Annotated in this window: 28 protein-coding genes; 19 read left to right on the plus strand and 9 right to left on the minus strand. The window is 68.0% G+C overall.

Features of this window, described 5'->3' with window-relative positions:
- Positions 1–238, minus strand: a 238-nt coding sequence (locus E1J61_RS37940; RefSeq protein WP_207951286.1) for a hypothetical protein, incomplete at its 3' end; no start/stop codon positions are given.
- 312 nt (positions 239–550) lie between these two features.
- On the opposite strand from E1J61_RS37940, the gene E1J61_RS31130 reads away from it, so the two are divergent.
- The 3 genes from E1J61_RS31130 (at position 551) to E1J61_RS31140 (ending at position 2,988) form a co-directional block, all read left to right on the plus strand.
- Positions 551–937: a DUF488 domain-containing protein gene (locus E1J61_RS31130; RefSeq protein WP_133097723.1), complete on the plus strand. Its 387-nt coding sequence runs from the start codon at positions 551–553 to the stop codon at positions 935–937.
- Between the two features lie 55 nt (positions 938–992).
- Positions 993–2,237, plus strand: a complete 1,245-nt coding sequence (locus E1J61_RS31135; RefSeq protein WP_133097724.1) for a nucleoside recognition domain-containing protein — start codon at positions 993–995, stop codon at positions 2,235–2,237.
- A 472-nt stretch (positions 2,238–2,709) separates the two neighbouring features.
- Entirely contained in the window at positions 2,710–2,988 is a 279-nt protein-coding gene (locus E1J61_RS31140) for a DUF1488 domain-containing protein (RefSeq protein WP_029046679.1), read from the plus strand.
- 66 nt (positions 2,989–3,054) lie between these two features.
- On the opposite strand, the gene E1J61_RS31145 is transcribed toward E1J61_RS31140, so the two are convergent.
- Positions 3,055–3,525, minus strand: a complete 471-nt coding sequence (locus tag E1J61_RS31145; RefSeq protein WP_133097725.1) for a universal stress protein — start codon at positions 3,523–3,525, stop codon at positions 3,055–3,057.
- Positions 3,526–3,752: 227 nt separating this feature from the next.
- On the opposite strand from E1J61_RS31145, the gene paaA reads away from it, so the two are divergent.
- From paaA to E1J61_RS31180, 7 genes are all read left to right on the plus strand, one after another.
- On the plus strand, positions 3,753–4,778 hold the full coding sequence (gene paaA / locus E1J61_RS31150; RefSeq protein WP_133097726.1) for a 1,2-phenylacetyl-CoA epoxidase subunit PaaA: 1,026 nt from the start codon (positions 3,753–3,755) through the stop codon (positions 4,776–4,778).
- A 52-nt stretch (positions 4,779–4,830) separates the two neighbouring features.
- Positions 4,831–5,118: a 1,2-phenylacetyl-CoA epoxidase subunit PaaB gene (paaB, locus tag E1J61_RS31155; protein ID WP_022536879.1), complete on the plus strand. Its 288-nt coding sequence runs from the start codon at positions 4,831–4,833 to the stop codon at positions 5,116–5,118.
- Positions 5,119–5,130: 12 nt separating this feature from the next.
- Positions 5,131–5,973, plus strand: a complete 843-nt coding sequence (gene paaC, locus E1J61_RS31160) for a 1,2-phenylacetyl-CoA epoxidase subunit PaaC (protein WP_133097727.1) — start codon at positions 5,131–5,133, stop codon at positions 5,971–5,973.
- Positions 5,974–6,004: 31 nt separating this feature from the next.
- A complete protein-coding gene (paaD, locus tag E1J61_RS31165; RefSeq protein WP_133097728.1) occupies positions 6,005–6,565 on the plus strand; it encodes a 1,2-phenylacetyl-CoA epoxidase subunit PaaD in 561 nt (186 codons plus the stop codon).
- Positions 6,566–6,592: 27 nt separating this feature from the next.
- Positions 6,593–7,681, plus strand: a complete 1,089-nt coding sequence (gene paaE / locus E1J61_RS31170; protein WP_133097729.1) for a 1,2-phenylacetyl-CoA epoxidase subunit PaaE — start codon at positions 6,593–6,595, stop codon at positions 7,679–7,681.
- Positions 7,682–7,924: 243 nt separating this feature from the next.
- Positions 7,925–8,719 (plus strand): DUF1835 domain-containing protein, encoded by a 795-nt coding sequence (locus E1J61_RS31175; RefSeq protein WP_133097730.1) that lies wholly within the window; start codon positions 7,925–7,927, stop codon positions 8,717–8,719.
- A gap of 11 nt (positions 8,720–8,730) precedes the next feature.
- Positions 8,731–9,348, plus strand: coding sequence for a TetR/AcrR family transcriptional regulator (locus E1J61_RS31180; protein ID WP_133097731.1), 618 nt, complete (start codon positions 8,731–8,733; stop codon positions 9,346–9,348).
- Between the two features lie 36 nt (positions 9,349–9,384).
- Here E1J61_RS31180 and kefC read toward each other — a convergent pair whose 3' ends face one another.
- Together kefC and E1J61_RS31190 are read right to left on the minus strand one after the other, a co-directional pair.
- Positions 9,385–11,199 carry a glutathione-regulated potassium-efflux system protein KefC gene (gene kefC / locus E1J61_RS31185; protein ID WP_133097732.1) on the minus strand — a complete coding sequence of 605 codons (1,815 nt, stop codon included), beginning with the start codon at positions 11,197–11,199 and terminating at the stop codon, positions 9,385–9,387.
- A complete protein-coding gene (locus tag E1J61_RS31190) occupies positions 11,196–11,750 on the minus strand; it encodes an NAD(P)H-dependent oxidoreductase (RefSeq protein ID WP_133097866.1) in 555 nt (184 codons plus the stop codon). The genes kefC and E1J61_RS31190 overlap by 4 nt, the downstream gene beginning before the upstream one ends.
- A gap of 333 nt (positions 11,751–12,083) precedes the next feature.
- Here E1J61_RS31190 and E1J61_RS31195 point away from each other — a divergent pair, with 333 nt between their 5' ends.
- Positions 12,084–12,782: a GNAT family N-acetyltransferase gene (locus E1J61_RS31195; RefSeq protein WP_133097733.1), complete on the plus strand. Its 699-nt coding sequence runs from the start codon at positions 12,084–12,086 to the stop codon at positions 12,780–12,782.
- 83 nt (positions 12,783–12,865) lie between these two features.
- Here the strand turns inward: E1J61_RS31195 and E1J61_RS31200 are convergent, their stop codons facing one another.
- From E1J61_RS31200 to E1J61_RS31220, 5 genes are all read right to left on the minus strand, one after another.
- Complete coding sequence (locus tag E1J61_RS31200) at positions 12,866–13,360, minus strand: Lrp/AsnC family transcriptional regulator (protein WP_010813460.1); 495 nt, start codon at positions 13,358–13,360, stop codon at positions 12,866–12,868.
- Between the two features lie 418 nt (positions 13,361–13,778).
- Positions 13,779–14,375, minus strand: a complete 597-nt coding sequence (locus tag E1J61_RS31205; protein ID WP_133097734.1) for an EF-hand domain-containing protein — start codon at positions 14,373–14,375, stop codon at positions 13,779–13,781.
- A gap of 154 nt (positions 14,376–14,529) precedes the next feature.
- Entirely contained in the window at positions 14,530–15,258 is a 729-nt protein-coding gene (locus E1J61_RS31210; protein ID WP_133097735.1) for a type II secretion system protein N, read from the minus strand.
- Positions 15,259–15,346: 88 nt separating this feature from the next.
- A complete protein-coding gene (locus tag E1J61_RS31215; protein ID WP_133097736.1) occupies positions 15,347–16,567 on the minus strand; it encodes a globin domain-containing protein in 1,221 nt (406 codons plus the stop codon).
- Positions 16,568–16,661: 94 nt separating this feature from the next.
- Positions 16,662–17,114 carry an Rrf2 family transcriptional regulator gene (locus E1J61_RS31220; protein ID WP_133097737.1) on the minus strand — a complete coding sequence of 151 codons (453 nt, stop codon included), beginning with the start codon at positions 17,112–17,114 and terminating at the stop codon, positions 16,662–16,664.
- 205 nt (positions 17,115–17,319) lie between these two features.
- On the opposite strand from E1J61_RS31220, the gene gspG reads away from it, so the two are divergent.
- The 8 genes from gspG to gspN all read left to right on the plus strand — a co-directional run bounded on the left by gspG (position 17,320) and on the right by gspN (position 23,596).
- The gene (gene gspG / locus E1J61_RS31225; RefSeq protein WP_133097738.1) at positions 17,320–17,787 is read left to right on the plus strand and encodes a type II secretion system major pseudopilin GspG; all 468 of its coding nucleotides are present in this window, start codon (positions 17,320–17,322) and stop codon (positions 17,785–17,787) included.
- A gap of 27 nt (positions 17,788–17,814) precedes the next feature.
- Positions 17,815–18,312, plus strand: coding sequence for a prepilin-type N-terminal cleavage/methylation domain-containing protein (locus E1J61_RS31230; RefSeq protein ID WP_133097739.1), 498 nt, complete (start codon positions 17,815–17,817; stop codon positions 18,310–18,312).
- Positions 18,309–18,713, plus strand: a complete 405-nt coding sequence (gene gspI, locus E1J61_RS31235; RefSeq protein ID WP_133097740.1) for a type II secretion system minor pseudopilin GspI — start codon at positions 18,309–18,311, stop codon at positions 18,711–18,713. The genes E1J61_RS31230 and gspI overlap by 4 nt, the downstream gene beginning before the upstream one ends.
- Entirely contained in the window at positions 18,691–19,398 is a 708-nt protein-coding gene (locus tag E1J61_RS31240) for a type II secretion system protein J (protein ID WP_133097741.1), read from the plus strand. The genes gspI and E1J61_RS31240 overlap by 23 nt, the downstream gene beginning before the upstream one ends.
- The gene (gene gspK / locus E1J61_RS31245) at positions 19,395–20,426 is read left to right on the plus strand and encodes a type II secretion system minor pseudopilin GspK (RefSeq protein WP_133097742.1); all 1,032 of its coding nucleotides are present in this window, start codon (positions 19,395–19,397) and stop codon (positions 20,424–20,426) included. The genes E1J61_RS31240 and gspK overlap by 4 nt, the downstream gene beginning before the upstream one ends.
- 209 nt (positions 20,427–20,635) lie before the next feature.
- Positions 20,636–22,114 carry a type II secretion system protein GspL gene (gene gspL / locus E1J61_RS31250; RefSeq protein ID WP_133097743.1) on the plus strand — a complete coding sequence of 493 codons (1,479 nt, stop codon included), beginning with the start codon at positions 20,636–20,638 and terminating at the stop codon, positions 22,112–22,114.
- A gap of 19 nt (positions 22,115–22,133) precedes the next feature.
- Positions 22,134–22,742, plus strand: coding sequence for a type II secretion system protein M (locus E1J61_RS31255; RefSeq protein WP_133097744.1), 609 nt, complete (start codon positions 22,134–22,136; stop codon positions 22,740–22,742).
- Positions 22,742–23,596, plus strand: coding sequence for a type II secretion system protein N (gspN, locus tag E1J61_RS31260; RefSeq protein WP_133097745.1), 855 nt, complete (start codon positions 22,742–22,744; stop codon positions 23,594–23,596). The genes E1J61_RS31255 and gspN overlap by 1 nt, the downstream gene beginning before the upstream one ends.
- Positions 23,597–23,619 lie beyond the last annotated feature (23 nt).

Below are 23,619 nucleotides of genomic sequence, written 5' to 3' on the forward strand. Positions count from 1 at the left end.
CAGTCACGTTTTGCTGTGCGAGCACTGTATAACTTGTGAAGCAACACTGTCCGAAGACAGCGGCGTCCGCTACCCAGCGCCCACACTTATCGGTTGTTTGTTTGTTAAAGAACTTCGCTTCCCGGCTTTGCCGTTCAGCGCGCTGCGTTGTCTGCAGCAGAGAAACGAGATTATGCAGAGCTTTCTTCGTTTCGTCAACCGTTGCAGCAATCTTTTTTTGCTGCGGCCAGCGCTGCAAACTTCGCTGCGCCAACCTTGCGGTCGACCCCGCAACCCTTGCTGCGTCTGCTTTGCAGCGCCGCGTTGTGTTGCGAGGGGGCGAATATTAAGGGACCCGGAGGTGCTTGGCAAGAGGTTTCCGGAAATAATTCGGATCCAGCCTAAAAATAACGCAAACCGCTCTTTTCTGGCGGCGCCAGCGCCCTCTTCTACTTATAGGGTAGGGATGTCACAGAAAGGTGCAGATGTTTGTCATGCACGACCCGTTGATTCATGATCTGGGCTTCAGCCTGGCGCAGTCGCGCGGGCAGTCCGGAACGCGGGATCCTCCATGACCATCCGAATCGTAAGACTGGGAACGCCACGCGCAGCTGACGAAGGACTGCGTATCGGTACTGTGCGGCGGCCGCCACGCGGCGTGCCCAAGTCCGAGTTCGCCAGCCGTGACTACTACGACGTCTGGTACCCCGACCTGTCCCCTACCCCAGAACTGGTTGCGCAGGCGCAGGGCGCGGCTGACGACAAGGCATGGCGAGCATTCGTCCGGCATTTCCGCAAGGAAATGGCCGAGCCGGAGCGCAGCCGCACGCTCGACCTGCTGGCTGCGCTGTCGCACCAGACCAATTTCTCACTTGGCTGCTATTGCGAAGACGAAGCGCACTGCCACAGGTCGGTGCTGCGCGAACTGCTGGCCGAGCGCGGCGCCAAGATCGGTTGAGCCGCCCCTGCCCGGCGGGAGAGTTCCGCCTTGACCTTTTTGCTTGCGCAATCCGATGGCCCTGAACGTTGTCTGGCTCGGTTTTTTTCTGGTTTCCTTTGTCGCCGCATGCTTCCGCCTCGCCAGCGGCGACCTGGCCGTCTTCCCCGCCATGCTGTCGAGCCTGTTCGACAGCGCCCGCACAGCCTTCGAAATTGCACTAGGGCTGGCGGGCGTGATGAGCCTGTGGCTGGGCATCATGCGCATAGGCGAACGCGCCGGAGTCGTCGACGCCTTTGCCCGGCTGGTGAACCCGTTGTTGCGACATTTCTTTCCCGGCGTGCCGCAGGGCCATCCGGCGCAAGGCGCCATGATGATGAACGTGTCGGCCAACCTGCTGGGCCTGGATAACGCCGCGACGCCTCTCGGGCTGAATGCCATGCGCGAGCTGCAGACGCTGAACCGTCGCCCGGACGTGGCCACCGACGCGCAGATCATGTTCATCGTGCTGAATACGGCCGGGCTGACTTTGATCCCGACCTCGGTCATCGCGATCCGACAGGCAATCGCCGTCAAGCAGGGGCTGGTGGGCTTCAATGCGGCAGATATTTTCCTGCCGACGCTGCTGGCTACCGGTGGCTCGTGCCTTGCCGGCCTGCTGGCCGTCGCCTGGGTACAGCGGCTCAATCTGCTGCGGCCCGCGGTGCTGGCCGCATTCGGCATGGCTGCCGCGGCGCTCGGCGGCATGTTCGCCTGGCTGAAGCATGCGCCGCCCGAGCAGGTCGGCAGCGTGACGGCATTGGCGGGCGCGGGCGTCATCCTGTCGCTTATCACGCTGTTCCTGGCCTGCGGTGCCCTGCGGCGGGTCAACGTCTACGAAGCCTTTATCGATGGCGCCAAGGAAGGCTTCGGCGTGGCCGTGCAGATCATTCCTTATCTTGTCGCCATCCTGGTTGCGATCGGCTTGTTCCGGGCGACCGGGTGCATGGACGTGCTGATGGGCTGGCTGACGCTGGGCTTTGCGCATCTCGGCATCAATACCGATTTTGTCCCGGCCCTGCCGGTGGGCCTGATGAAGATCCTGTCAGGCGCCGGTGCGCGCGGGTTGATGGTCGATGTGATGACGACTTATGGAGTCGACTCGTTCCAGGGTCGCCTTGCGGCCATCATTCAGGGGTCGACGGAAACTACTTTCTATGTGTTGGCGGTCTACTTCGGCAGCATCAATGTGCGAAATACGCGGCACGCGCTGGGCTGCGCCCTGGTTGCAGATGCTGCCGGTATTTTTTGTGCTGTTGGCGCCGCTTATCTATTCCGCTAGGGCAGCATTTCGATTTTTTGTTGTACCCACACAACAGCATTGTGCGCATCGCAAGACATTGACACAACTGCACTTGGTGCGACGCAACAAACCATGTATAGTGAAGTCTGTCTCCTCCACCACCTCGGTGGATTCCAACCCACGCACAACCTGCGTGGGTTTTTTTTGCCCTGATGCCGGCCATTGCAACACCCGTTGCACGCCAAGCCCTGGCAAGGGCTACACCTTGACCATGGCGCAGCACAGAAGTCTTTTGTTGCGCCCGAGCAGGGGATCGCATGGAAGCGCGGTTACTCGCCCTTCTTTGCTGCATTGCAACATCCATGTTGCAGAGTGGCAACGCATTGGTGACGCCAGCCAGGCGCCATATGGCATCGGCAATCGGTGCGCCGAAGTCCTTTCCGGACCCTTTACGGCAGGCCGTGGTGACCTAGAATGATTGAATACGTCCGTCGCCAGCACGAGGCACGCCATGCCTGAGATCACGTTCCCTCGCAGCGTCCCGACCTACTGCGCAGCCAGCCTCACGCTGTCCTGCCCCGCTACGGTCAATGGCAGTCCGACTCAGTATTCCGTCACCGCGGAAGCCCTTGAGGCCCACTTCGGTGCGCGCTCGCCGCGCGAGGAAGACCTGGTTGCCGCCTTCACCAGTAATCGCCAGCGCATCGAAAGCCTCGCCGAAAGCCTGTTCGAGCTGACCCAGGCGCGCGAGATCGTGCTGCGCAGCGGCCATTTCCGCTTCGCCGGATGACCCCTGTCGCGATTGACGACCGCGTCCAAACCGAGACGCCGGGCCAGTCCGGCGTCTTTCGCATGCTTAGTCGGCCTTGGCTTCGCCGCGCACCAGCAGCACCGGCGTAGTCGACTGCCGGATCACCGCTTCCGCCACGCTGCCCAGCACCAGCCGGCGCACACCCCGCCGCCCGTGCGTGCCGATTACCAGCAGGTCCGCCCCCCACTGACGCGCGGCTTCGTTGATCGATGCACCGATATCGCCGGGCACCGGCGCCTCGGTGACCAGCCGGGTTTCATGCGGCACGCCGGCCGCTGACAGTTGCTGCGCGGCGTCCTGCAGCGCGCGTTGGCCGCTTTCCTCGAATGCCTTCTGCAGCTGGCTCGGATCGTAGTAGCCCACGTCGAACATCGGCGTACCCGTGTCGACGACATAGAGCGCCAGCACCGTGGCACCGCCCGGCGCCGCTACGCGGATGGCTTCGGCCAGTGCCAGTCCGGACGTGCTGCTGCCATCCACCGCCACCACGATCTTGCTGTATGCCGCGCTTGCCATTTGCGTTACCTCCGTAGACAAAGGGAATAAGGGTTGGACAGCACGAGGCCGTTCCGTCTCTGATACTACACGTGCCCCGGCCGTCACGTGATGTCGCTGCCCCGGCGACGACCAACACAAACCCGGTGCGGCTTAAATTGACCGACCGGTCGGCTTATATATAATAGGGCCAGCCGCCGCACCAACGGTCACCCACCCAGCCGCGGCCCCCCGCCAGAGGAGGCGCTATGTACACCCAAAGCCTGGACGTTCCCGGCCAAGCTGACTCCGCCCAGATCGCTGCCCCTCAGGACCCTCAGGACGATGAGGCCCGCCAGGCCGCTTTTGACGCGCGCGTGTCCGCCGACGGCAAGATCGAGCCGCAGGACTGGATGCCGGCGGCCTACCGCAAGACACTGGTGCGGCAGATTTCCCAGCACGCGCATTCCGAGATTGTCGGCATGCTGCCCGAGGGCAACTGGATCAGCCGCGCACCGTCACTCAAGCGCAAGGCGATCCTGCTGGCCAAGGTGCAGGACGAAGGCGGCCACGGCCTGTACCTCTACTCCGCGGCCGAAACGCTGGATGCTTCGCGCGACGAGCTGGTCGACGCGCTGCACAGCGGCAAGGCCAAGTACTCGTCCATCTTCAACTACCCGACGCTGACCTGGGCCGACGTGGGCGTGATCGGCTGGCTGGTGGACGGCGCGGCGATCATGAACCAGATCCCGCTGTGCCGCTGCTCGTATGGCCCGTATGCGCGCGCCATGATCCGCATCTGCAAGGAAGAGTCGTTTCACCAACGCCAGGGATTCGACGCGCTGCTGGCGATGATGCGCGGCACCGACGCCCAGCGCGAGATGGTGCAGGACGCGGTCAACCGCTGGTGGTTCCCGGTGCTGATGATGTTCGGCCCGCCCGATGCGGCCTCCACCAACAGCGCGCAGACCATGGCCTGGGGCATCAAGCGCATCTCGAATGACGACCTGCGCCAGAAGTTCGTCGATGCCACGGTGGAACAGGCGCGGGTACTGGGCGTGACCCTGCCCGACCCGGGACTGCAATGGAACGCCGAGCGCGCCCACTATGACTACAGCCCGCTGGATTGGGACGAGTTCTGGCGCGTAATCAACGGCGACGGCCCCTGCAACCGGGAGCGCCTGGCCACGCGCGTCAAGGCGCACGAGGACGGCGCCTGGGTCCGCGAAGCCGCACTGGCCCACGCGGCCAAGCAGGCCGAGCGCGAAGCGGGCGAGCGCCGCGCGGCTGCCTGATCCCTGCTTGAACCCAAACCGCAGCCAGCACGCAAGGACTGAGGAGACAACGATGAACCGCAAGGAATGGCCGCTGTGGGAGGTGTTCGTGCGCAGCAAGCAAGGCCTGGAGCACAAACACTGCGGCAGCCTGCACGCCGCCGACGCGCAGCAGGCGCTGCACATGGCGCGCGATGTCTACACGCGGCGCCAGGAAGGCGTGTCGATCTGGGTAGTGCCGTCCGCCGCCATCACGGCGAGCGTGCCGGAGGAAAAGCCGGAACTGTTCGACCCCATGGCCGACAAGATCTACCGGCACCCGACGTTCTACCAGCTGCCCGACGAAGTCAACCATATGTAAGGGCCACGCACGATGACCGCGTCCCCGCAACCCGCTTCCCTGGATCACTTGCCGCCGGCCCGCACCGCCGCGCTGCGCTATGTGCTGCGCCTGGCCGACAACGCGCTGGTGCTCGGCCAGCGCAATGCCGAATGGTGCGGCCACGGCCCCGTGCTGGAAGAAGACATTGCGCTGGCCAACATCAGCCTCGACCTGATCGGCCAGGCACGCCTGCTGTACGGGCGCGCCGGCGAACTGGAAGGCGAGCTGACCGGCCTGCCACGGCATGAAGACGACTATGCCTACTGGCGCGCCGAGCGCGACTTCCGCAACTGGACGCTGGCGGAACTGCCCCACCGCGGCCCGCTGGCCGGCACCGCCGCCGCGGAACGCGACTACGCGGTCACCATCATGCGCAACTTCCTGTACAGCGCGCTGATGGTCGAGCTGTGGCAAGCGCTGAAGTCCAGCAGCGATGCGCAGCTCGCCGCCATCGCCGCCAAGTCGGTCAAGGAGGCGAGCTACCACCTGCACCATGCCGCCGGCTGGGTGGTGCGCCTGGGCGACGGCACCGAAGCGTCGCATGCCCGCATGCAGCGGGCCCTGGACCACCTGCTGCCCTATATGAATGAGTGCTTTGCCGATGACCCGGTGGAAACCGAAGCCGCTGCGCAGGGCATTGGCGTCGTCACCGCTTCGCTGCGAACTGCGTGGGACGCGACCGTCGCCGAGACCCTGCAAGCCGCCACGCTGGCGCTGCCGCCGGCGAGCAGCTTTGTCTCCACCGGCAAGCTCGGCGTGCATTCTGAACACATGAGCTACCTGCTGGGCGAGATGCAAGGGCTGGCGCGGGCCCATCCGGGCGCGCAATGGTAAGTGCCCGCTTCGCCGCAAAGGAATGACTGGCATGAACGTCACCACCCTGCCCCGCCCAGCGAACACTGCCGCCGATGCGCGCGTCGCGCAGGCATGGGCGGCGCTGGAAGCGGTCCCCGACCCGGAGATCCCGGTGGTGTCGATCCGCGACCTCGGCATCCTGCGCGGGATCAGCGCCGATGCCGACGGCACGCTGGAGGTGACCATCACGCCCACCTACTCCGGCTGCCCGGCGATGTCGCAGATCGCCGAGGACATCGGCCATGCGCTCGACGCCGCCGGCCTGGCACCGTGGCGCCTGCGCACCGTGCTGGCGCCGGCGTGGACCACCGACTGGATCACCCCCGCCGCGCGTGAGCGATTGCGCGAATTCGGCATCGCGCCGCCCGGCCAGTGCGGCGCGCCAGCCACGGCGCGACCATTGCACTTCGTCCCGCGTGCCGCGCGCGCCGGCGCCCCGGACCGCGTCGCCTGCCCGCGCTGCGGCAGCGTGCACACGCAGGAAATCTCGCGCTTCGCCTCGACGGCGTGCAAGGCACTGTACCGCTGCCTGGATTGCCGCGAGCCGTTCGATTATTTCAAACCCTACTGAGCCCCGCCGGGCCGAAGCCAGGCTGCCATGACCCCACAGTTCCACCCGCTGCGCGTGGCGCAGGTGCGCCCCGAGACTGCCGACACCATCTCGATCGCGTTCGAGGTGCCGGAAACGCTGCGCGACGCCTACCGCTTCACCCAGGGCCAGTTCCTGACGCTGAAGGCGCCGGTCGACGGCAAGGACTTGCGGCGCTCGTATTCGATCTGCTCGGCGGTGCAGGACTATGACGCACAAGGCGAGCTGCGCGTGGCGGTGAAGCTGGTCGAGGACGGGCTGTTCTCGTCCCATCTCCACGACACCATCGCACCCGGCCAGGTGATCGACGTGATGACGCCAGATGGCCGCTTCAACGTGCCGCTGGATCCTGCGGCGGCGCGCCACTATGTCGCCTTTGCCGCGGGCAGCGGCATCACGCCGGTGCTGTCGCTGATTCGCACCACGCTGCAGGCCGAGCCGCGCAGCCGCTTCACGCTGGTCTACGGCAACCGCAATGTCGACAGCATCATCTTTTCCGAGGCACTGGAAGACCTGAAAAACCAGTACCTGTCGCGCTTCACGCTGTACCACGTGCTGTCGCGCCAGCCGCAGGAGGTCGACCTGCTGCACGGCCGGGTTGACCACGACCGCGTCACCGCCTTCCTGCGGACCCTGATCCCGGTGGACGACATCGATGCGGCCTTCATCTGCGGGCCTGCGTCGATGATCGACGAAGCCGAGGCGGCGCTGCGCGACGCTGGCGTGGATCCGCACCGTATCCACGCCGAGCGCTTCGGCGTGCCGCTCGCGCAGGCCAGGCCCAAGCCGTCGCACGCGCATGCCGACCATGCGGGCACCGCCGAGCTGGTGGTCGTGCTCGACGGCAAGCAGCACAGCATGCGCCTGCCGATGGAAGACGCCAACGTGCTCGATACCGCGCTGGCCGCCGGGCTCGACCTGCCGTACGCCTGCAAGGGCGGCGTCTGTTGCACCTGCCGCGCCAAGGTGCTGGAGGGCCAGGTCGAGATGGAGAAGAACTACACGCTCGAGCCGTGGGAGATGGAAAAGGGCTTCGTGCTCACCTGCCAGGCGCGCGCGCTGACGCCTCGGGTAGTGGTCAGCTACGACGAGCGCTGATCCGGGTACGCCGCGCGGGGACGGCCAGCGGCGCGTACGCGGGCCGACACTCGCAGCGATTGGCCAGGCCGGGCCGTGATTACAATGGCGGCAGGCCGGCAGCGGCCTGGCGCGATGCTTGCAGGGGGGCTGCGGCGGCGATAGGCAGCGGTGGCGCACAGCCTTGCACAGCGGCGCCCGCCGACTGTCGCGCCAGCGCCGCGCGGTGCCAGCGAACCGTCCCACCCATATACAATCACGGCCATGCAATATATCCACGTCGTCAACGGTGATGTAGCAGGCACGACCCTGCGCCAGGCGCTGGCGCAGGCCGCGCGGCCGGACCCTGTCGTGGTGCTGCGCGACGACCTGGCAGTGGGGCCTCTGGCCGACATCGACAGCACCGGGCTGATCCGTTCCGGCTTCTGGCAGCGGGTCGCCCCGCACACCGACATCGATTTCGCCGCCGAGATGCGCCAGGCGCTGGACCAGCTACAGCGGCTGCGCCAGGACGAACTGGAAATAGCCATCTGGCACGGCCAGAGCGCGGCCGACCAGCTGATGCTGCGCCGGGTTGTGTTCCACCTGTATCAGGCGCCGCAACGGATCAATGAAGTCGCGATGGACCTGCGCGAGCTGGAGATGCCCGCGCAAGGCAACCTGGCCGCCATCGGCATGTATTCACCGGCGCGGCTGGCGCGGCGCTTCTCCACCATCGCGCCGGTTTCGGTGCTTCGGCTGGGACGGCTCGGCTACGAGTGGCAGCAGAACGTCAAGGAGAACGCCGACGTCCGCCTGTGGAAGGGCAATACGCTGGTTCCCGCCGCCTACCACACCATCGACGACATCATCATGGATCGCGCGCCGGCGGAATGGACCCCCGCGGTGCAGGTGGTGGGCAGCGTGATGGGCGCGATCGAAGGCCTGCTGGCCAGCGACTGGTTCGTGTTCTGGCGCTGCCGCGAGCTGATCGCCTCGGGCCTGATGGTGCTGCGCGGCAACTCCGATTCGCTCGAGACCTGCGAGCTGCGCCGCCGCGCCGGCGGCAGTGGCGAGTAACCCCGATACACATGGCCCGTACCAAGGCACCCGATTTCGAGGCGCAGCGCGAACAGATCCTGGACCTGGCCGCGGCTGCCTTCGCCAACAGCAGCTACCCCAGCACCTCGATGGCCGACCTGGCCGCCGCCTGCGGCACGTCCAAGGCGCGCCTCTACCACTATTACGAGAGCAAGGAAGCGATCCTGTTCGACCTGCTGGACCGCTACACGCGGCGGCTGATGCTGCTGGTCACCGAGGTCGAAGCCGACGCCGAGCGCCACGCGCGCACCGACAAGGACGCGTTTGCCAACCTGATCCGCGCCTTCCTGGCCGAGTACGAAACCTCGCAGACCCGCCATATCGCGCTGATCAACGACGTCAAGTTCCTCGCCGAAGGCCAGCGCGACGTGATCCTCGGCCGCGAGCGCGACGTGGTGGCGGCCTTCTCGCGCCTGCTGCGCCGGGCCTACCCGGAGCGTGTCACGCGCGATAACCAGACCGCGCTGACCATGACCGTGTTCGGCATGATCAACTGGACCTTCACCTGGCTCAAGCCGGGCGGACGGCTTTCGTACGCCGACTTTGCCGAGACGGTGCTCGACCTCCTCGAAGGCGGGCTGCCGGGCCGCGCCGCCGCGATCCGCTGACGAAGGCGGGCCCGCCCCGGCCTGCCCCCGCCATCGTCAGGTCCACTCTGCCTCTTCGCGCTGCCGGCGCTGCTCGCGGTCTTGCCTGAACATTTCCTCCAGCTCGTCGCGGGCCTGGCGCGCCAGCGAGACCAGCTTCTTCTGGTCGGTGTAGTGCGGGTAGAAGCGGTCGATCGCCTGGATATTGTGCCGCCGGAAGCGCAGCGCCACGTTGCGCGCCTCGGCCGGGTCGAAGCCCAGCCCTTCCAGGACACTCCGTCCCATCCTCAGCGAACCCTCGAACATCTCGCGCTCGAACAATTGCACGCCGCGGTCCTTGAGCTGGTAGATATGCGACACATGCCGCGCCCGCGCATAGATCGGCAACTCCGGATAGCGCTCGCGCACACGGTCGATCAGTTGCAGGCTGTCGTCCATGCCGTCGATTGCCACCACCAAAATGCGCGCGCGGGCGATACCGGCGGCTTCCAGCAGGTCCAGCCGCGTGGCATCGCCATAGAAGATCTTGAAGCCGTACTGGCGCAGGAACTCGATCTGGTCCGGATCGTGATCGAGCACCGTGACGCCGATGCCCTGGCTGTACAGCAGCCGCCCGATGATCTGCCCGAACCGGCCGAAGCCGGCGATCAGCACCGGGTTGTCCTGCGGCGTGATGGCCTCGTCCGGCCGCGCCCTGGCGCGGCCCAGCCGCGGCGCCACCAGCTGGTCATAGGCGAGCAGCAGCAACGGCGTGGCCACCATCGACAGCGCCACCACCAGCACCAGCAACGCCTCGGTCTCGCGCGGCAGCAGGCCCGCGCCGCCGGCGACACCGAACACCACGAAGGCGAACTCGCCGCCCTGCGAGATCAGCAGCGCAAACAGCAGCCGCTGGCCGCGCGCAATAGCAAACCTGCGCGCCAGCAGCACCAGCACGCCGGTCTTGGCCACAACGAAGGCAACCACCAGGCCGAGCACCAGCCCCGGCGAGCGTGCCAGCACGGCAAAGTCGATCGACATCCCGACCGCCATGAAGAACAGGCCCAGCAGCAGCCCCTTGAACGGCTCCAGGTCGGCCTCCAGCGCATGGCGGTATTCCGAATCGGCCAGCAGCACGCCGGCGAGGAAGGTGCCCAGCGCCATCGACAGCCCGACCGCGTCCATCATCAGCGCGATGCCGACCACCAGCAGCAGCGCAAACGCGGTGAACATCTCGCGCATGTCGGTGCGCGCGATAAAGCGCAGCGCCGGCCGCACCAGGTAGCGGCCGCCGACCACCACAGCGCCGATCACCGCCACCGCCTTCACGCCGGCCATCCAGCCGGCGGCGCCCGCACCGGCACCTTCGGCGCCCTCGACGGCGAGCAGCGGCAACAGCGCGATCATCGGGATGGCCGCAATATCCTGGAACAGCAGGATGCCGAAGCTGGCGGCGCCGGCCGGCGTGCCAAACAGGTTGCGCTCGGTCAGCGTCGCCAGCGCGATCGCGGTGGACGACAGCGCCAGGCCCAGGCCCGCGACCAGCGCCACCTGCCACGACGCACCCGCCAGCGCCGCCGCACCGCCGATCACCAGCGCGCAGGCGGCAAGCTGGGCGCCACCGTAGCCGAAGATGCTCCGCCGCAACGCCCATAGCTTGCGCGGCTCCAGTTCCAGGCCGATGACGAACATCATCAGCACCACGCCGAACTCGGAGAAATGCAGGATCGACTCGACGTCGGTAACCAGGCGCAGCGCAAACGGGCCGATCGCCGCGCCCGCCAGCAGGTAGCCCAGCACGGCGCCCAGGCCGCTGCGCCGCGCCAGCGGCACCGCCACCACCGCCGCAACCAGGAACACCAGCAGCGCAATCAGGAAGTCATGCTGGTTCATGCGCGCACCTCCGCGGGCATGGCGTCGGCACCCAGGCGCCCGCAGACGTGCGCAATATGGTCGGCCAGCGCCTGCGCATCGGCGTTGTCGGCGTCATGCAGCACAACCGGCGGCAGCCAGTTCATGCCGCACAGGAGCGCGGTCTGCTCCAGCGGCAACAGGAATTCACTGATCGGATGGCCATGGTTGCCGTCGGGGCCGTAGGCATCGGCGCTGCCGCCGGTACTGACCACCGCCAGCATCGACTTGCCGCGCAGTGCCGTGCCGCCTGGGCCGTAGGCCCACCCGTGCTCTAGCACCTCATCCAGCCATAGCTTTAACAACGCGGGGACGCTGTACCAGCGCACCGGAAACTGCAACACGACGGTGTCCGCGACCGCCAGCACGCGCTGCTCGGCGACGACATCGATGTCGTAATCGACATAGGAACGGTAAAGATCGCGTACCTGTACCTGCGGCAATGAGGCCAGGGCGTCGGCCAGGGGCCGGTTGACGCGCGATCGGCTGGGCGTGGGATGCGCGTAGATCACTGCAATGGGAGAATCGGTCATCGAAGACGGGGCGGCTTGGCGAGGGCGGGCGGGATCGTGGCGGGCATGGCCCGGTTGCGGCGTTGCAGCATATCCACAGTTGATGTCGCGCAATAATTCATCACATTTTCTTAGGCTATTGATTTTATTGCATTTTTCAAAGCGATGTGGCGGCGCGGCCGGCTGCTGCGGCGCAGGAAGCTTACGCCAGACTGGCAATTCCACTACAATACTTTTCACGCTGCATCAAGATGGTGTTTCCCCGAATCTCGCACCGAGCCAGGGAAAAAGTGCCTGGCGAAACACCACCGCAGTGCCTATTTTTATTTGTTACTGCACCAGGAAGGATTTAACGTGAACCCGCTCGAACTGAGCAAGGCTGTCGGCGCACTCACCGACGAAGATCTGCGCAAGGCAGCTGCAGCGACGCAGGCCGCCCACCGTGCCACCGTTCTGGTGCGCGAGCTGGCCGCCCATCATCGCTCGCGCTTGCTGAAGCATTTCCTCGCCCTGGGCGAGGACGATCGCCTGCTCCGTTTCGGCCAGTCGGTGGGCGACCACGTGATCGAAGCCTACGTGGACAGCATCGACTTCGACCACGACACCGTGTTCGGCGTCTACGACGACAAGCTCGAGCTGATCGGCGTGGGCCACTTTGCCAACCTGCGCGACAATGCCCAGGGCCGCGTGGCCGAGTTCGGTGTGTCGGTGTCGCGCAGCGCCCGCGGCCGCGGTATCGGCAGCGCGCTGTTCGAGCGTGCGGCCATGCATGGCCGCAACACCAGCGTGCGCACGCTGTACATGCACTGCCTGTCGCGCAACGCCGCGATGATGCACATCGCCAAGAAAGCCGGCATGAAGGTCCAGTACGCCTATGGCGAGGCCGACGCCTACCTGGAACTGCCGCCGGCGGACACCGTCAGCCGCCTGACCGAGGCGCTGGACGAACAGATGGCCGACCTCGACTACGCGGTGCGCCGCAACCTGCGCGACGCACGCCGCTTCGGCCTGCGCTTCTGGCGCTCCATGGTGCCGCAAAAACACACCGCCTGAGCGGGCTGCTCGCCCGCTTCGCCGCCCACGGCCGCCACGGCGCATCGCAAGATGCGCCGTTTTTGCATGCGCCCCCGGACCGCTCAGGCCGCGCCGCCGACCGGCAGCGCCGTGGTGTCCTTGATGCTTTCCAGCGCAAAGCTGGAGCGCACGTCGATCACCGACGGATGGGCCAGCAGCTGCTCCTGCATGAAGCGCGCGAAATGCTCCATGTCCTCGACGTAGACCTTGAGCAGCAGGTCCATCTCGCCGGTCATGGCATGGCATGCCGCCACCTCTGGCCAGACCGCGATGGAGGCGCGGAACAGGTCCAGCGGCGCCTTGCCCTTGGGCGCGCCGCCATGCTTCTCCAGCCGGACATTGATATAGGCCAGCAGGCCGAGCCCGATCTTGTTCGGCTCCAGCAGCGCCGCGTACTGCCGGATCACGCCGATCTCCTCCAGCCGCCGGATGCGGCGCAGGCAGGGGCTGGGCGACAGGTTGACGCGCTCGGCCACCTCCAGGTTGGTCAACCGGCCGTTGGTCTGCAGCACTTCCAGGATCTTCCGGTCGATCTTGTCCAACTCCACCTTGCTCACGATATTGTTGCTCCGCAATATGTTTATTGGCAATTTTTTTGCGCAAATTTAGCAAGCCGTGCACAAATACGCAATTTTTTGTGTAATTGCGCCCGCTGAGGGCCGGATTCCCGACGAATCGACAGCCTTTTAGGTCACTCGTGCTGCAGCCGGTCGGGCTGGGCAACCTGTCTGGTGGCACGGCTGCGGGGGTTGCGGCCGCGCCCGCGGCGACCGGGAGAAGGCAAGGATGGTGCCAAGGCCGGCCGCACAGGGAAGCGGCATTCTACGGGCGTTTGCCGCCGGGGTCAGATACTTCCTGGTCAACGCGCGCTCCGACGCAATGACGGACCGCGCCAAAGCAAAAGCGCGCGGCCGGCAGGCACGCGCGCTGAACAGCGGTTTCAGGCAGGACGGCCATGGCCGTCCTGCGGCGGCATCAGCCGCCGCTACTGGACGGGGCCCCCGGTGCAGACGGGTTCGCGGGCCCAGGCTGGCCGCCCGGAGCACCCTGGCCCTGCGGGCCACGGCGATGGTGGTCGCGGTCCATCTTCTCCGTGCCGGCGCGGATTTCGTCACGGGTCAGCTTGGCGTCGCGGTTGGCGTCGAGCTGGTCGAAGCGCTTGGCCAGCCGCGGCATGCCGGCATTGGCCTCGGCCTTGGTCAGGGCGCCGTCGCCGTTCTTATCGGCGGCCTTGAATTTCTCATCGAAGGCGGCCTGCATACGGGCGTGGCGCTCGGCCATGACGGCCTTGCGGTGCGCGTCCATCTCGGCCTTGTCGATCTTGCCGTCGCGGTTGGTGTCGAGCTTGTTGAAGTAGGCGTCGGCCTCCGCCTTCGAGATGGCACCATCGTTGTCGGTATCGACCGCCTTCATCCAGCCGCCGCCATGGCCCATATGGTGGTGGCCGGGGCCGGCCTTGCCGGCCGGTGCAGCGGGCGCGCTGGCCTGGGCGAAGGCGCCGCCGGCAACCAGCAAGGCGGCCGAGGCGGCCAGGAATTGCTTCAGGATCTGCTGCTTGTGATTGCGTTGCATGTCTTGCTCCTTGTCATCACGTTGGCATGTACGGATTAGAACGCAGACGATGCAGGGGGGTTGGCGCTTTTAATACGATGTTACCCGCCTCACAGAAAGGCTCACGCCCCGTAAGGGAACGCAACGGGACGCGAATATTTGCGGCCTTGCCAGCTCAATTCTTGGGGACCAGCATCCCGTCCTGGCTGGGTGGCGGCGCCATCATGGGCTGGTGCGGTGCGGCAGGCTGCGCCTGGGGTTGGGCCTGGACCTGGGGCTGGATTTGCGCCTGCGGGGGCTGGCCCGGAGCCGGCTGGATCGGTAGGGCCGGCTGGCTGGTCACCGGGGCCGGTGGGGCCGGTGGGGCCGGCGGCGGCATCGGCGTCGCCATCGGCGCGGCGGCGCCAGCGGGCGGCGTCGGCAGCGCGGGAGCCGGCGCACCAGCGGCAGGTGCGCGCGCGGCGCCCGGCTGCACCGGCAATGCGATTTCCTGGCGCACGCCGCTGCGTTCGATCACCACCGAGCGCTGGCGGATCTCCACCAGCCGGATCTGCTGCGACAGTTCAGCACCGGACCGCACCGCCTTGGGCGGCCCGCCGTCCAGCGACACGATCGCCGCGCCGGCGCCGCCATCGACCTCGGCCACCACGCCGAGCAGTTGCACGTCGCGCGGACCGCCCTGGGCCGAGCCGCCGAACAGCGTCGCCACGGCGCCGGTCTCGACCGCCTCGGTCTGGGCAACCCGTGCGCTCTGCGGCACCGGCAAGGTGCGCATCGCGCTGAAGGTCAGCGCCCAGTACGTGGCCAGCGCGCACAGCGCGACAAACAGCACCACGCCTGCCAGGCGCGGCAGCCACGGCGCAGCGGCATTAAAGCGAAGGACAGGCCGGAGGGAGAGTTGCACGGGAACGGTACCCCTGACGCAAATGAACGATCGCGCCAAGCGTACCAGAGCCACATGACACTGTCGCCACTCCCCCGGCTGGCCGGGCTCAGAGCAGGTGGTCGAGCAGGTCCGGGCCGAAGACTTCGCGCTCGATGTGCGCCACCGGCACGCCGGCGCTGACCAGCGCATGGCGCTGCGCCTGCATGAAGCCCAGCGGCCCGCACAGGTAGAAGCGGCCATCGATGAAGCGCTGCAGCTCCGGCCGCGCCAGCAACTCGGCCATCGGCATGGTGCCGGCGTGGTCGTAGTCGCTGCCGATGGCGTCGGCGGCCTCGGGCGCTTCGTAGCTGATATGCGTCACCAGTTGCGGCAACCGCTCGCGCGCCCACTGCAGGTCGGCGCGATGCGCATGGTGGCGGCCGCTGCGGGCGGCGTGGGCGAACAGGATCGGACGCTGCGAGCCCTGGGCGGCCAGCGTGCGCAGCACCGACAGCATCGGCGTGATGCCGATACCGGCCGACAGCAGCACCAGCGGGCGATGGGAGTCGAGTGCCGGGGTGAAGTCGCCGAACGGCGCGCTCACCTTCAGCTCGGTGCCTTCCTGCGCGTTGGCATGCAGCCAGTTGGAGACCGCGCCGGCCGGCGTCGACTGGTCGCCGGCTTCGCGCTTGACCGAAATGCGCCAGGTCGGCAGGCCGGTCTCGCCCGACAGCGAATACTGGCGCAGCTGGCGCGTGCCGTTGTCGAGATGCGCCTCGACGCTGATGTACTGGCCGGGACGGAAGTCGCGCAGCGGGCCGCCGTCGGCGGCGGCCAGCGTCAGCGACACCACCTGCTCGCCCTGCGCTTCGCGGCGCACCACGCGCACCGCCGTCAGCTCGCCGGCAGCAACGCCGGTGCGCTGGTACAGCCGTGCCTCGGCGGCGATCAGCTCGCCGGCCAGCAGCCAGTAGGCTTCGTCCCAGGCAGCCATCAGCGGCGGCGTGGCCGCATCGCCCAGCACCGCCTTGATCGCGCCCAGCAAGTGGCGACCCACGATCGGATAATGCGAGGTGGTCAGGCCCACTGACGCATGCTTGTGCACGATGCGGTCGACCACCGGCGCCAGCGCGGCGCCATTGTCGATATTGGCGGCGTAGGCGAACACGGCCGACGCCAGCGATTGCTGCTGGGTGCCGTTGGCCTGGTTACCCATGTTGAACAAATTCGTGAGTTCAGGCCGGTCGGCGAACATCTCGCGGTAAAAGTGGGTGGTGATGGCAAGGCCATGCTCGCGCAGCACCGGGACGCTCGCATCGATATAGGGGCGGGAAGCGGCGGACAGCATCAAATAACACTCCGTTTCATTCATGCATGTTATATGCATGTTTTATCGCACAATAAAACCGGCGCTCGTCGGCGCCTGCGCGGACTACGTCCACTCAGGCCGAACGCCGGTTCAGGAAATCGCGATGCAGCTGGATGATCGACTCGGCGGTCTTGCTGCCGGTGACGTCGGCCAGCGTGACCTCGTCCAGCGCGCGGTAGAACGCCTGCTCGGCCACGTCCAGCGCGCGCTTCAGGCGGCAGTTGCCGTTCAGCGCACAGGGCGGGTTGTCGCAGTCGATGATGGCCTTGTGGCCTTCCAGCTCGCGCAGGATCGTGCCGATAGTCAGCTGTTCGGCACCCGGCCCAAGCTGCAGCCCGCCGTGGCGGCCGCGCGTGGCGGTGATCCAGCCCAGCTTCGACAACCGCGCCGCCACCTTGACCAGGTGGTTGTGCGAGATATCGAACTGCTGCCCCACTTCCGCAATGGTGATGGGCCGGCTGCCGTCGCCACGGGCGACGTACATCAGCAGGCGCAGTGCATAGTCGGAAAAGCGGGTCAGTTGCATCGTGGCGACATCTTAAAAAATATGCATCCAGGATGCAAGTTAAATCGGCCTGGCGCACCAGCTGTGCTTTGCATCACACATTGCAGCGGCGCCGACGCCACCCCCATAAAACAGTCATGTGGCGCCGGTTATACTGACTGGCGAAACCGGCCCGCCGCCAGCCCGGCCGCGGGCTCAGCCATTCCAGCAACGAGGTTCACAGACGATGCGCATTTTCACTACCGCCAGCTCCGCCCGTTCCCGGCCCGCACGCGCCCGCCGCGCGCGCGGCTTCACCCTGATCGAAATCATGGTGGTGATCGTGATCCTTGGCGTGCTGGCGGCGCTGGTAGTGCCCAAGATCATGAGCCGTCCGGACGAAGCGCGCATCGTCGCGGCACGCCAGGACATCTCGTCGATCATGCAGGCGCTCAAGCTTTACCGGCTCGATAACAGCCGCTACCCGACCACCGAGCAAGGCCTGGCCGCGCTGGTGACCAAGCCCGCCACCGAGCCGGTGCCGAACAACTGGAAGGGGGGCGGCTACCTGGAGAAGCTGCCCAAGGATCCCTGGGGCCATCCGTACCAGTACCTGAACCCGGGCGTGCGCGGCGAGATCGACGTGTTCAGCTTCGGCGCCGACGGCCAGGCCGGCGGCAACGGCAACGACGCCGATATCGGCAACTGGGAATAAATCCCGGCGCGCCCGCATCCCCTGACCATGACCACGGCGCCGCGCCACAGCGCGCCCTTGCGGCGCCGGGGCTTTACCCTGCTCGAGCTGCTGGTGGTCATGGTGATCGCCGGCATCGTGATTTCGCTGGTGGCGATCAACGCCTCGCCCAACGAGCGCGGCCGCGTGCTGGATGACGGCCAGCGCATCGCGCGGCTGTTCGAGCTGGCGCAGGAAGAGGCACAGCTCGGCGCCCGCCCGATCGCCTGGGAAGGCGACGCCGGCGGCTGGCGCTTCCTGGAAGCGACCCCGTACGGCTGGATCCCCATGCGTACCGACGTGTTCGCGCCGGGCCGCTGGCGGCTGGCGCTGGACCAGGTAGTGGTTGCCGAAGGCGGCCGGCCCACCGGCACCGGCGGCCCGCTGCGGCTGGTATTCGGGCGCGAGCTGATCGATATGCCGCAGCGGCTGGTGCTGGTGCGCGGCGATATCCGCGTGGACGTTGCCGGCGACGGCAGCGGCCGTTACTTCGCCAGCACGCCATGACCCGCATCCCCTTGCATGGCCGCCGCCGCGCCGGCTTCACGCTGATCGAGGTGCTGGTCGCGCTGACCATCCTGGCGGTCGCGCTGACCGCGGCCATGCGCGCCATGGGCTCGATGCTCGATGCCGGCGCGGCGCTGCAGACCCGCATGCTGGCCGAATGGAGCGCCGAGAACCACCTGGCCGCGCTGCGCCTTTCAAAGACCTGGCCCGAGCCCGGCGTCAGCGGTTATGCCTGCCCGCAAGGCGGCACCCCGCTGTACTGCGAGCAGTCGGTGTCGGGCACGCCCAATCCGGTTTTCCGCCGCGTCGAGATCGCGGTCTACCCGTCCGCCACCGACAAGTCAGTGCGGCTGGCGTGGCTGGTCACCATCGTTCCCAATGAAGCCCGCAACGTGCTCTGAGCGTCAACGCCCAGGCCGGCGCACCCGCGGCTTCACGCTGCTGGAGATGCTGGTCGCGATCACGCTGCTGGCGGTGATGGCGGTGATCGGCTGGCGCGCGCTCGACAGCCTGACGCGCAGCCGCGAGCGCCTGACCGACCACGATGCGCGCCTGGATGCGTTGAAGATTCTCTACGGCCAGTTCCAGGCCGACTGCGAGCACCTGGCCAGCCCCGCGCTGCTGCAGGGCAGCCCGGTCGAGGTCGGCCAGGACCGGCTGCTGCTGGTGCGCGACCGCCGCGACGAGGGGCAGCCGCCGGCGTGGCAGGTGCTGTCGTACCAGATCGACGGCAATACGCTGGTGCGGGTGGCCGCGCCGCCGGTGGCGGACCGGGCCGGGCTGCAGTCGGCGCTGCTGTCGCTGCGCCAGGGCGGCAACAATGCGGCGCAGGTGCGGCGCGTGCTGCCCGACGTCGCCGGCATGAGCGTGCGCGCCTGGGTGGAGCCTGCCGGCTGGCAGGCCGATACCGGGCGCATCCGCAACGTGCTGTTCTCCGGCAATGCCGCCAGTGCTGTGGCCGCCTCGGACGTCGGCACGGCGCTGCCCAACACCGCGGTGCGCGCGGTCGAACTGACCGTGTTCGCGCGCATGGGCGACGGCGATGCGCCGCGGCAGTTCCAGAAGATCTGCATGACCGGGCTATGAGGCGCGCCCCCGTCCGCTCCCGCCCGGCCTTCGCTAGGCGCCGCGCCCGCGGCGCCGCCGTGGTCACCGCGCTGCTGATAGTGACGCTGGCCGTGGTGGTGGTGTCCGGCATGCTGTGGCGCCAGCAGGTGCAGATCCGTGCGATCGAGAACCAGCGGCTGCTGGCGCAGGCGACCTGGATCGAGCGCGCCGCGGTCGACTGGGCGCGGCTGATCCTGCGTGACGACCAGCGCCGCACCAACGTCGACCAGCTCGGCGAGCCCTGGGCGGTGCCGATCGCCGAAACCCGGCTGTCGGATTTCCTCGGGGCCTCGCTGCGCACCGACGTGGCCGGCGAGACCTCGTTCCTGTCCGGCCGCATCCTCGATGCGCAGGCGCGCTTCAATCTCGCCAACCTGGTGATCTGGACCGCCACCGCCGGCGGCCAGGGGCGCGCCGCCTCGGTCGATCCCGCTGCCCAGGCCGCCTACCGCCGTTTGCTGCAGACCGTGGGCCTGAACCCGCAACTGGCCGAGTCCACCGCGCGCGCCATGCTGCAGGCGGCGCAAGGCGGCAGCGACGGCGGCCGCGCGGCGCCGCGCCCGCTCGACAGCGTGCAGGGGCTGCTGTCCCTGCCCGGCTATACGCCGGAAATGATCGCCGTGCTGGAGCCATTCGTCACCGTGCTGCCCGAGCGCACCCTGGTCAACGCCAATACCGCCGAGGCCGAGGTGCTGGCCGCCGTGATCGACAAGCTGCCGCTGGAACGCGCCCGCGAACTGGTACGCCAGCGCGACCGCGCCTACTTCAACAACGTCGGCAACGTGCAGACCCAGCTGGCCGCGGTCGCGCCCCAGGCCGACAGCGCCAGCCTGGCCAATATGATCGACGTACGCTCGCACTATTTCCTGGTCTACGGACTGGTTCGCCACGAACGCGCCAGCCGGCTGCAGGTCTCGCTGATCTACCGCGGCGAGCCGCTGGGTGCAACCAATACGACACGGGTGGTCTGGATACAGGACGCCGACCGGCTGCCGGACCTGCGCTGAATGTCTGATACAAGGCGTACCGAGCATCCACGGTCGGCGCGGCTTGCAGGCATTGGCAACCGGGGAGGAACGGTATTGACGCGGTTTAGTCACACAGGCAAGGTATGCTGCGACGCTGGCGCGAGCGAGGCGCCACGCGGCAATGCGCCTTCCCGGGTTTTTCCCCCACGTCCCGCCATTGGCGCCACTGACGCCACGTTAAGGAAAAATTGAGCACCACCCTCTATGTCCGCCTGCCGCACCGGCCGCACGATCAGCCGCAACCCTGGCAGTTCGGCGCCCTGCCGTTCGCGCTGGTGCGCACCGGCACCGACGCCGCACGGCGCGCGGCCGGCAGCACGGCCTTTGAAGTGTTGCGTGAAGGCCACACCCGCATCGCCGACCTGCCCGCCGCCGAACGCCTGGTGCTGATCCTGGCGGCCAGCGACGTACTGCTGACCACCGCCAGCGTGCCGCCGCTGCCGCCGGCGCGTTTGAAGCAGGCGCTGCCCAACCTGATCGAAGACGCGCTCGCCACCGACGCCCAGCCCTGCCATATCGGCGTGGGGCCCGCGCTCGACGGCAGCGCCGCAATTCGCGGCCCACGCCGGCGGCTGCTGATGGTGGCCGACCGCGCCTGGCTGCGGGCCGTGCTCGACGCCTTTGCCGAACACCGCCATCGCCGCCGCCATGTGTTGCCGGCGCAGTTGTGCGTGCCGCTGGCAGCGGCGGAGGTTGCCGCCGCCGAGGCGCCCGGTGCCGAGCCCACACTGCGGCCGGCGGAGAACACCGCACCGGACGAGCCGGCCACGCTGGTGGTCGAGGCAGCCGCCAGCGCTCTGGCTGACGGCGGCGAACTGCTCGACAGCGCCACCCTCGGCGGCGCCGAGCCCGGCCCTGCACTGGCCAGCCGGTGGCAGCTGACGGTGCGCACCGGCGCACACGCCGGCTACGGCCTGCTGCTGGGCGACGACGCCCTCGCGGCCTGGCAGGCGCTGGCGCCCGAAGGCAACTGGTACGCCGACGCCGATGCCGCCGCCGCGGCGCCGGTTCCCGCATTGCGCGGCGCCGCCCGCGCCGGCTGGCCGCTGTGGATCGAGGGCGCGCAGGCGTGCCTGCGCGATCCGGCACTGGACCTGGCACAGTTCGAGTTCGCGCAAGGCCGCGCCGACCGCTGGAACCTGGCTGCATGGCGGGTGCCGCTGGCGCTGCTGGCCGGCATCGTGCTGGTGCAGGTGCTGGGCATGAACATCCACTGGCTGCTGCTGCGCAACGAGCAGCAGCGCGTGGAAGCCGCGCAGCAGCAGACCTTGCGCAGCGCCTTCCCGCAGACCCAGGCCATCCTGGACGCGCCGCTGCAGATGCGGCGCCAGGTCGAGCAGCTGCGCATCGCCAGCGGCCGCAGCACGCCGGAAGACTTCCTGCCGCTGGCCGACCGCTTTGCCCAGGCCGCGCACCGGCTGCCGCCCGATGCGCTGCAGGCGCTGGAATACCGCGGCCGCATGCTGGTGGTGACGCTCAAGCCGGGCACGGACATTGCCGGCCTGCGCAATGCCGCGCGCCAGGCCGGCCTGCAGATGGAAGAGGACAAGACCGGTGGCGCGGCAGGCGGCGCAGGTAGCGCACCAGGCAGTGCGGCGGGCGGCGCGACGGGCGGCGCCACGCCGGTGACGCCGGGCTCGCGCTGGACCGTCAGGCCGGGCCTGTGAGCGCGGCAGCACGATACGCATGGATGCCATGAAAGACTCCGCCCGAAACCACACGTCCCGCCCCGCCCGGTCCGCAAGCACTACCGCCCTGCGCGCGCGCCTGGCGCGGCTGCGTCCGCGCGTGCCGCAAGCCTGGCAGGATCGCTTCAACGCGTTCTGGGCGGCGCGCAACCCGCGCGAGCAGGCCATCCTGGCCGGCGGCGCCGCGGTGATGGTGCTGGTGATCGGCTACACGCTGCTGTGGGAGCCGGCCGCCGAAGGCCGCCAGCGCCTGGCGCGCAACCTGCCGCAGATGCGCGCCGACCTGGCCGAAATGGAAACGCTGGCGCAGGAAGCGCGCGGCCTCAAGGCCACGCCGGCACCGGCGCTGCGCGGCGACGCGCTGACGCAGGCGCTGCAGGACAGCCTGGGCCAGCATGGCCTGAAGGCGGCCCGGCTTGCCGCCGGCGCCGACAACAATGTCCAGGTGCAGCTCGACAAGGTGCCCTTCGGCGCGTTCAGCAGCTGGCTGCAGGACGTGCGCCAGCAGCAGCGCATGAAAGTGATCGACGCCCGCATCGTCTATGTCGGCGCCACGGCGCTGGTCAATGTCAGCGCGACCCTGCAGGGTCCGGGCGGCCGCAGCTGATGGTACGGCTGGAAACGCTGCGGCTGCCGCGCCGCAAGCTGCGCCAGCCGGGTGCATGGCGGGGCCTGCGCTGGCTCGCGCTGGGACTGGCCAGCGCCGCGGCAACGGTGGTGGCGATGTTGCCGGCCACGTGGATCGCCGAGCGTGTGGCCACGCAGACGCAGGGACGGGTGCTGCTGGCCGATGCCAGCGGCTCGCTGTGGCGCGGCAGCGCCACGCTGGCGCTGTCGGCCGGCGCCGGCAGCCAGACCGCCACGGTGCTGCCGGGCAGGCTGCAGTGGACGCTGGCCTTCTGGCCGCTGCTAGCCGGCACCGCGCGCGCGGTGGTGACGCACACCGAAGCCATGGCCGCGCCGGTGACGATCACCGCGACGCCGGGCGGCTGGACCGTGCAGTCCGGCGCGATGCGGCTGCCGGCATCGCTGCTGGAAGGCATCGGCGCGCCGTTCAATACGCTGCGCCCGGATGGCCTGATGCGCGCGGACTGGTCGACGCTGCAAGGCAGCTTTTCCGGCCAGAAAGGTGGCGGAAATAACGCCGGAAATGGCAGCGGAAATGGCAATGGCATGCGCGGCCATGTCACGCTGCGCATCGAGCAGGTGTCGTCCGCGGTCAGCCGGCTGCGCCCGCTGGGCAGCTACCGCGCCGAGATCGACTGGAGCGGCGCCGGCGGCGGCAAGCTGCAACTGAGTACTATCGCCGGGCCGCTGTACCTGGAGGGCAGCGGCACGCTTGGCCGGCAGGCGCGCTTCGAGGGCACCGCGCATGCCGAGCCCGATGCGGAAACGCAACTGACCAGCTTGCTGAGCCTGCTGGGACGACGAGACAACAACGTGACAAGGCTGCGCTTCTGATGCCAGGCAGCGCCAGGAGCGTA

Source organism: Cupriavidus sp. L7L, assembly GCF_004353535.1.
GTDB classification, from domain to species: Bacteria; Pseudomonadota; Gammaproteobacteria; order Burkholderiales; family Burkholderiaceae; genus Cupriavidus; species Cupriavidus oxalaticus_A.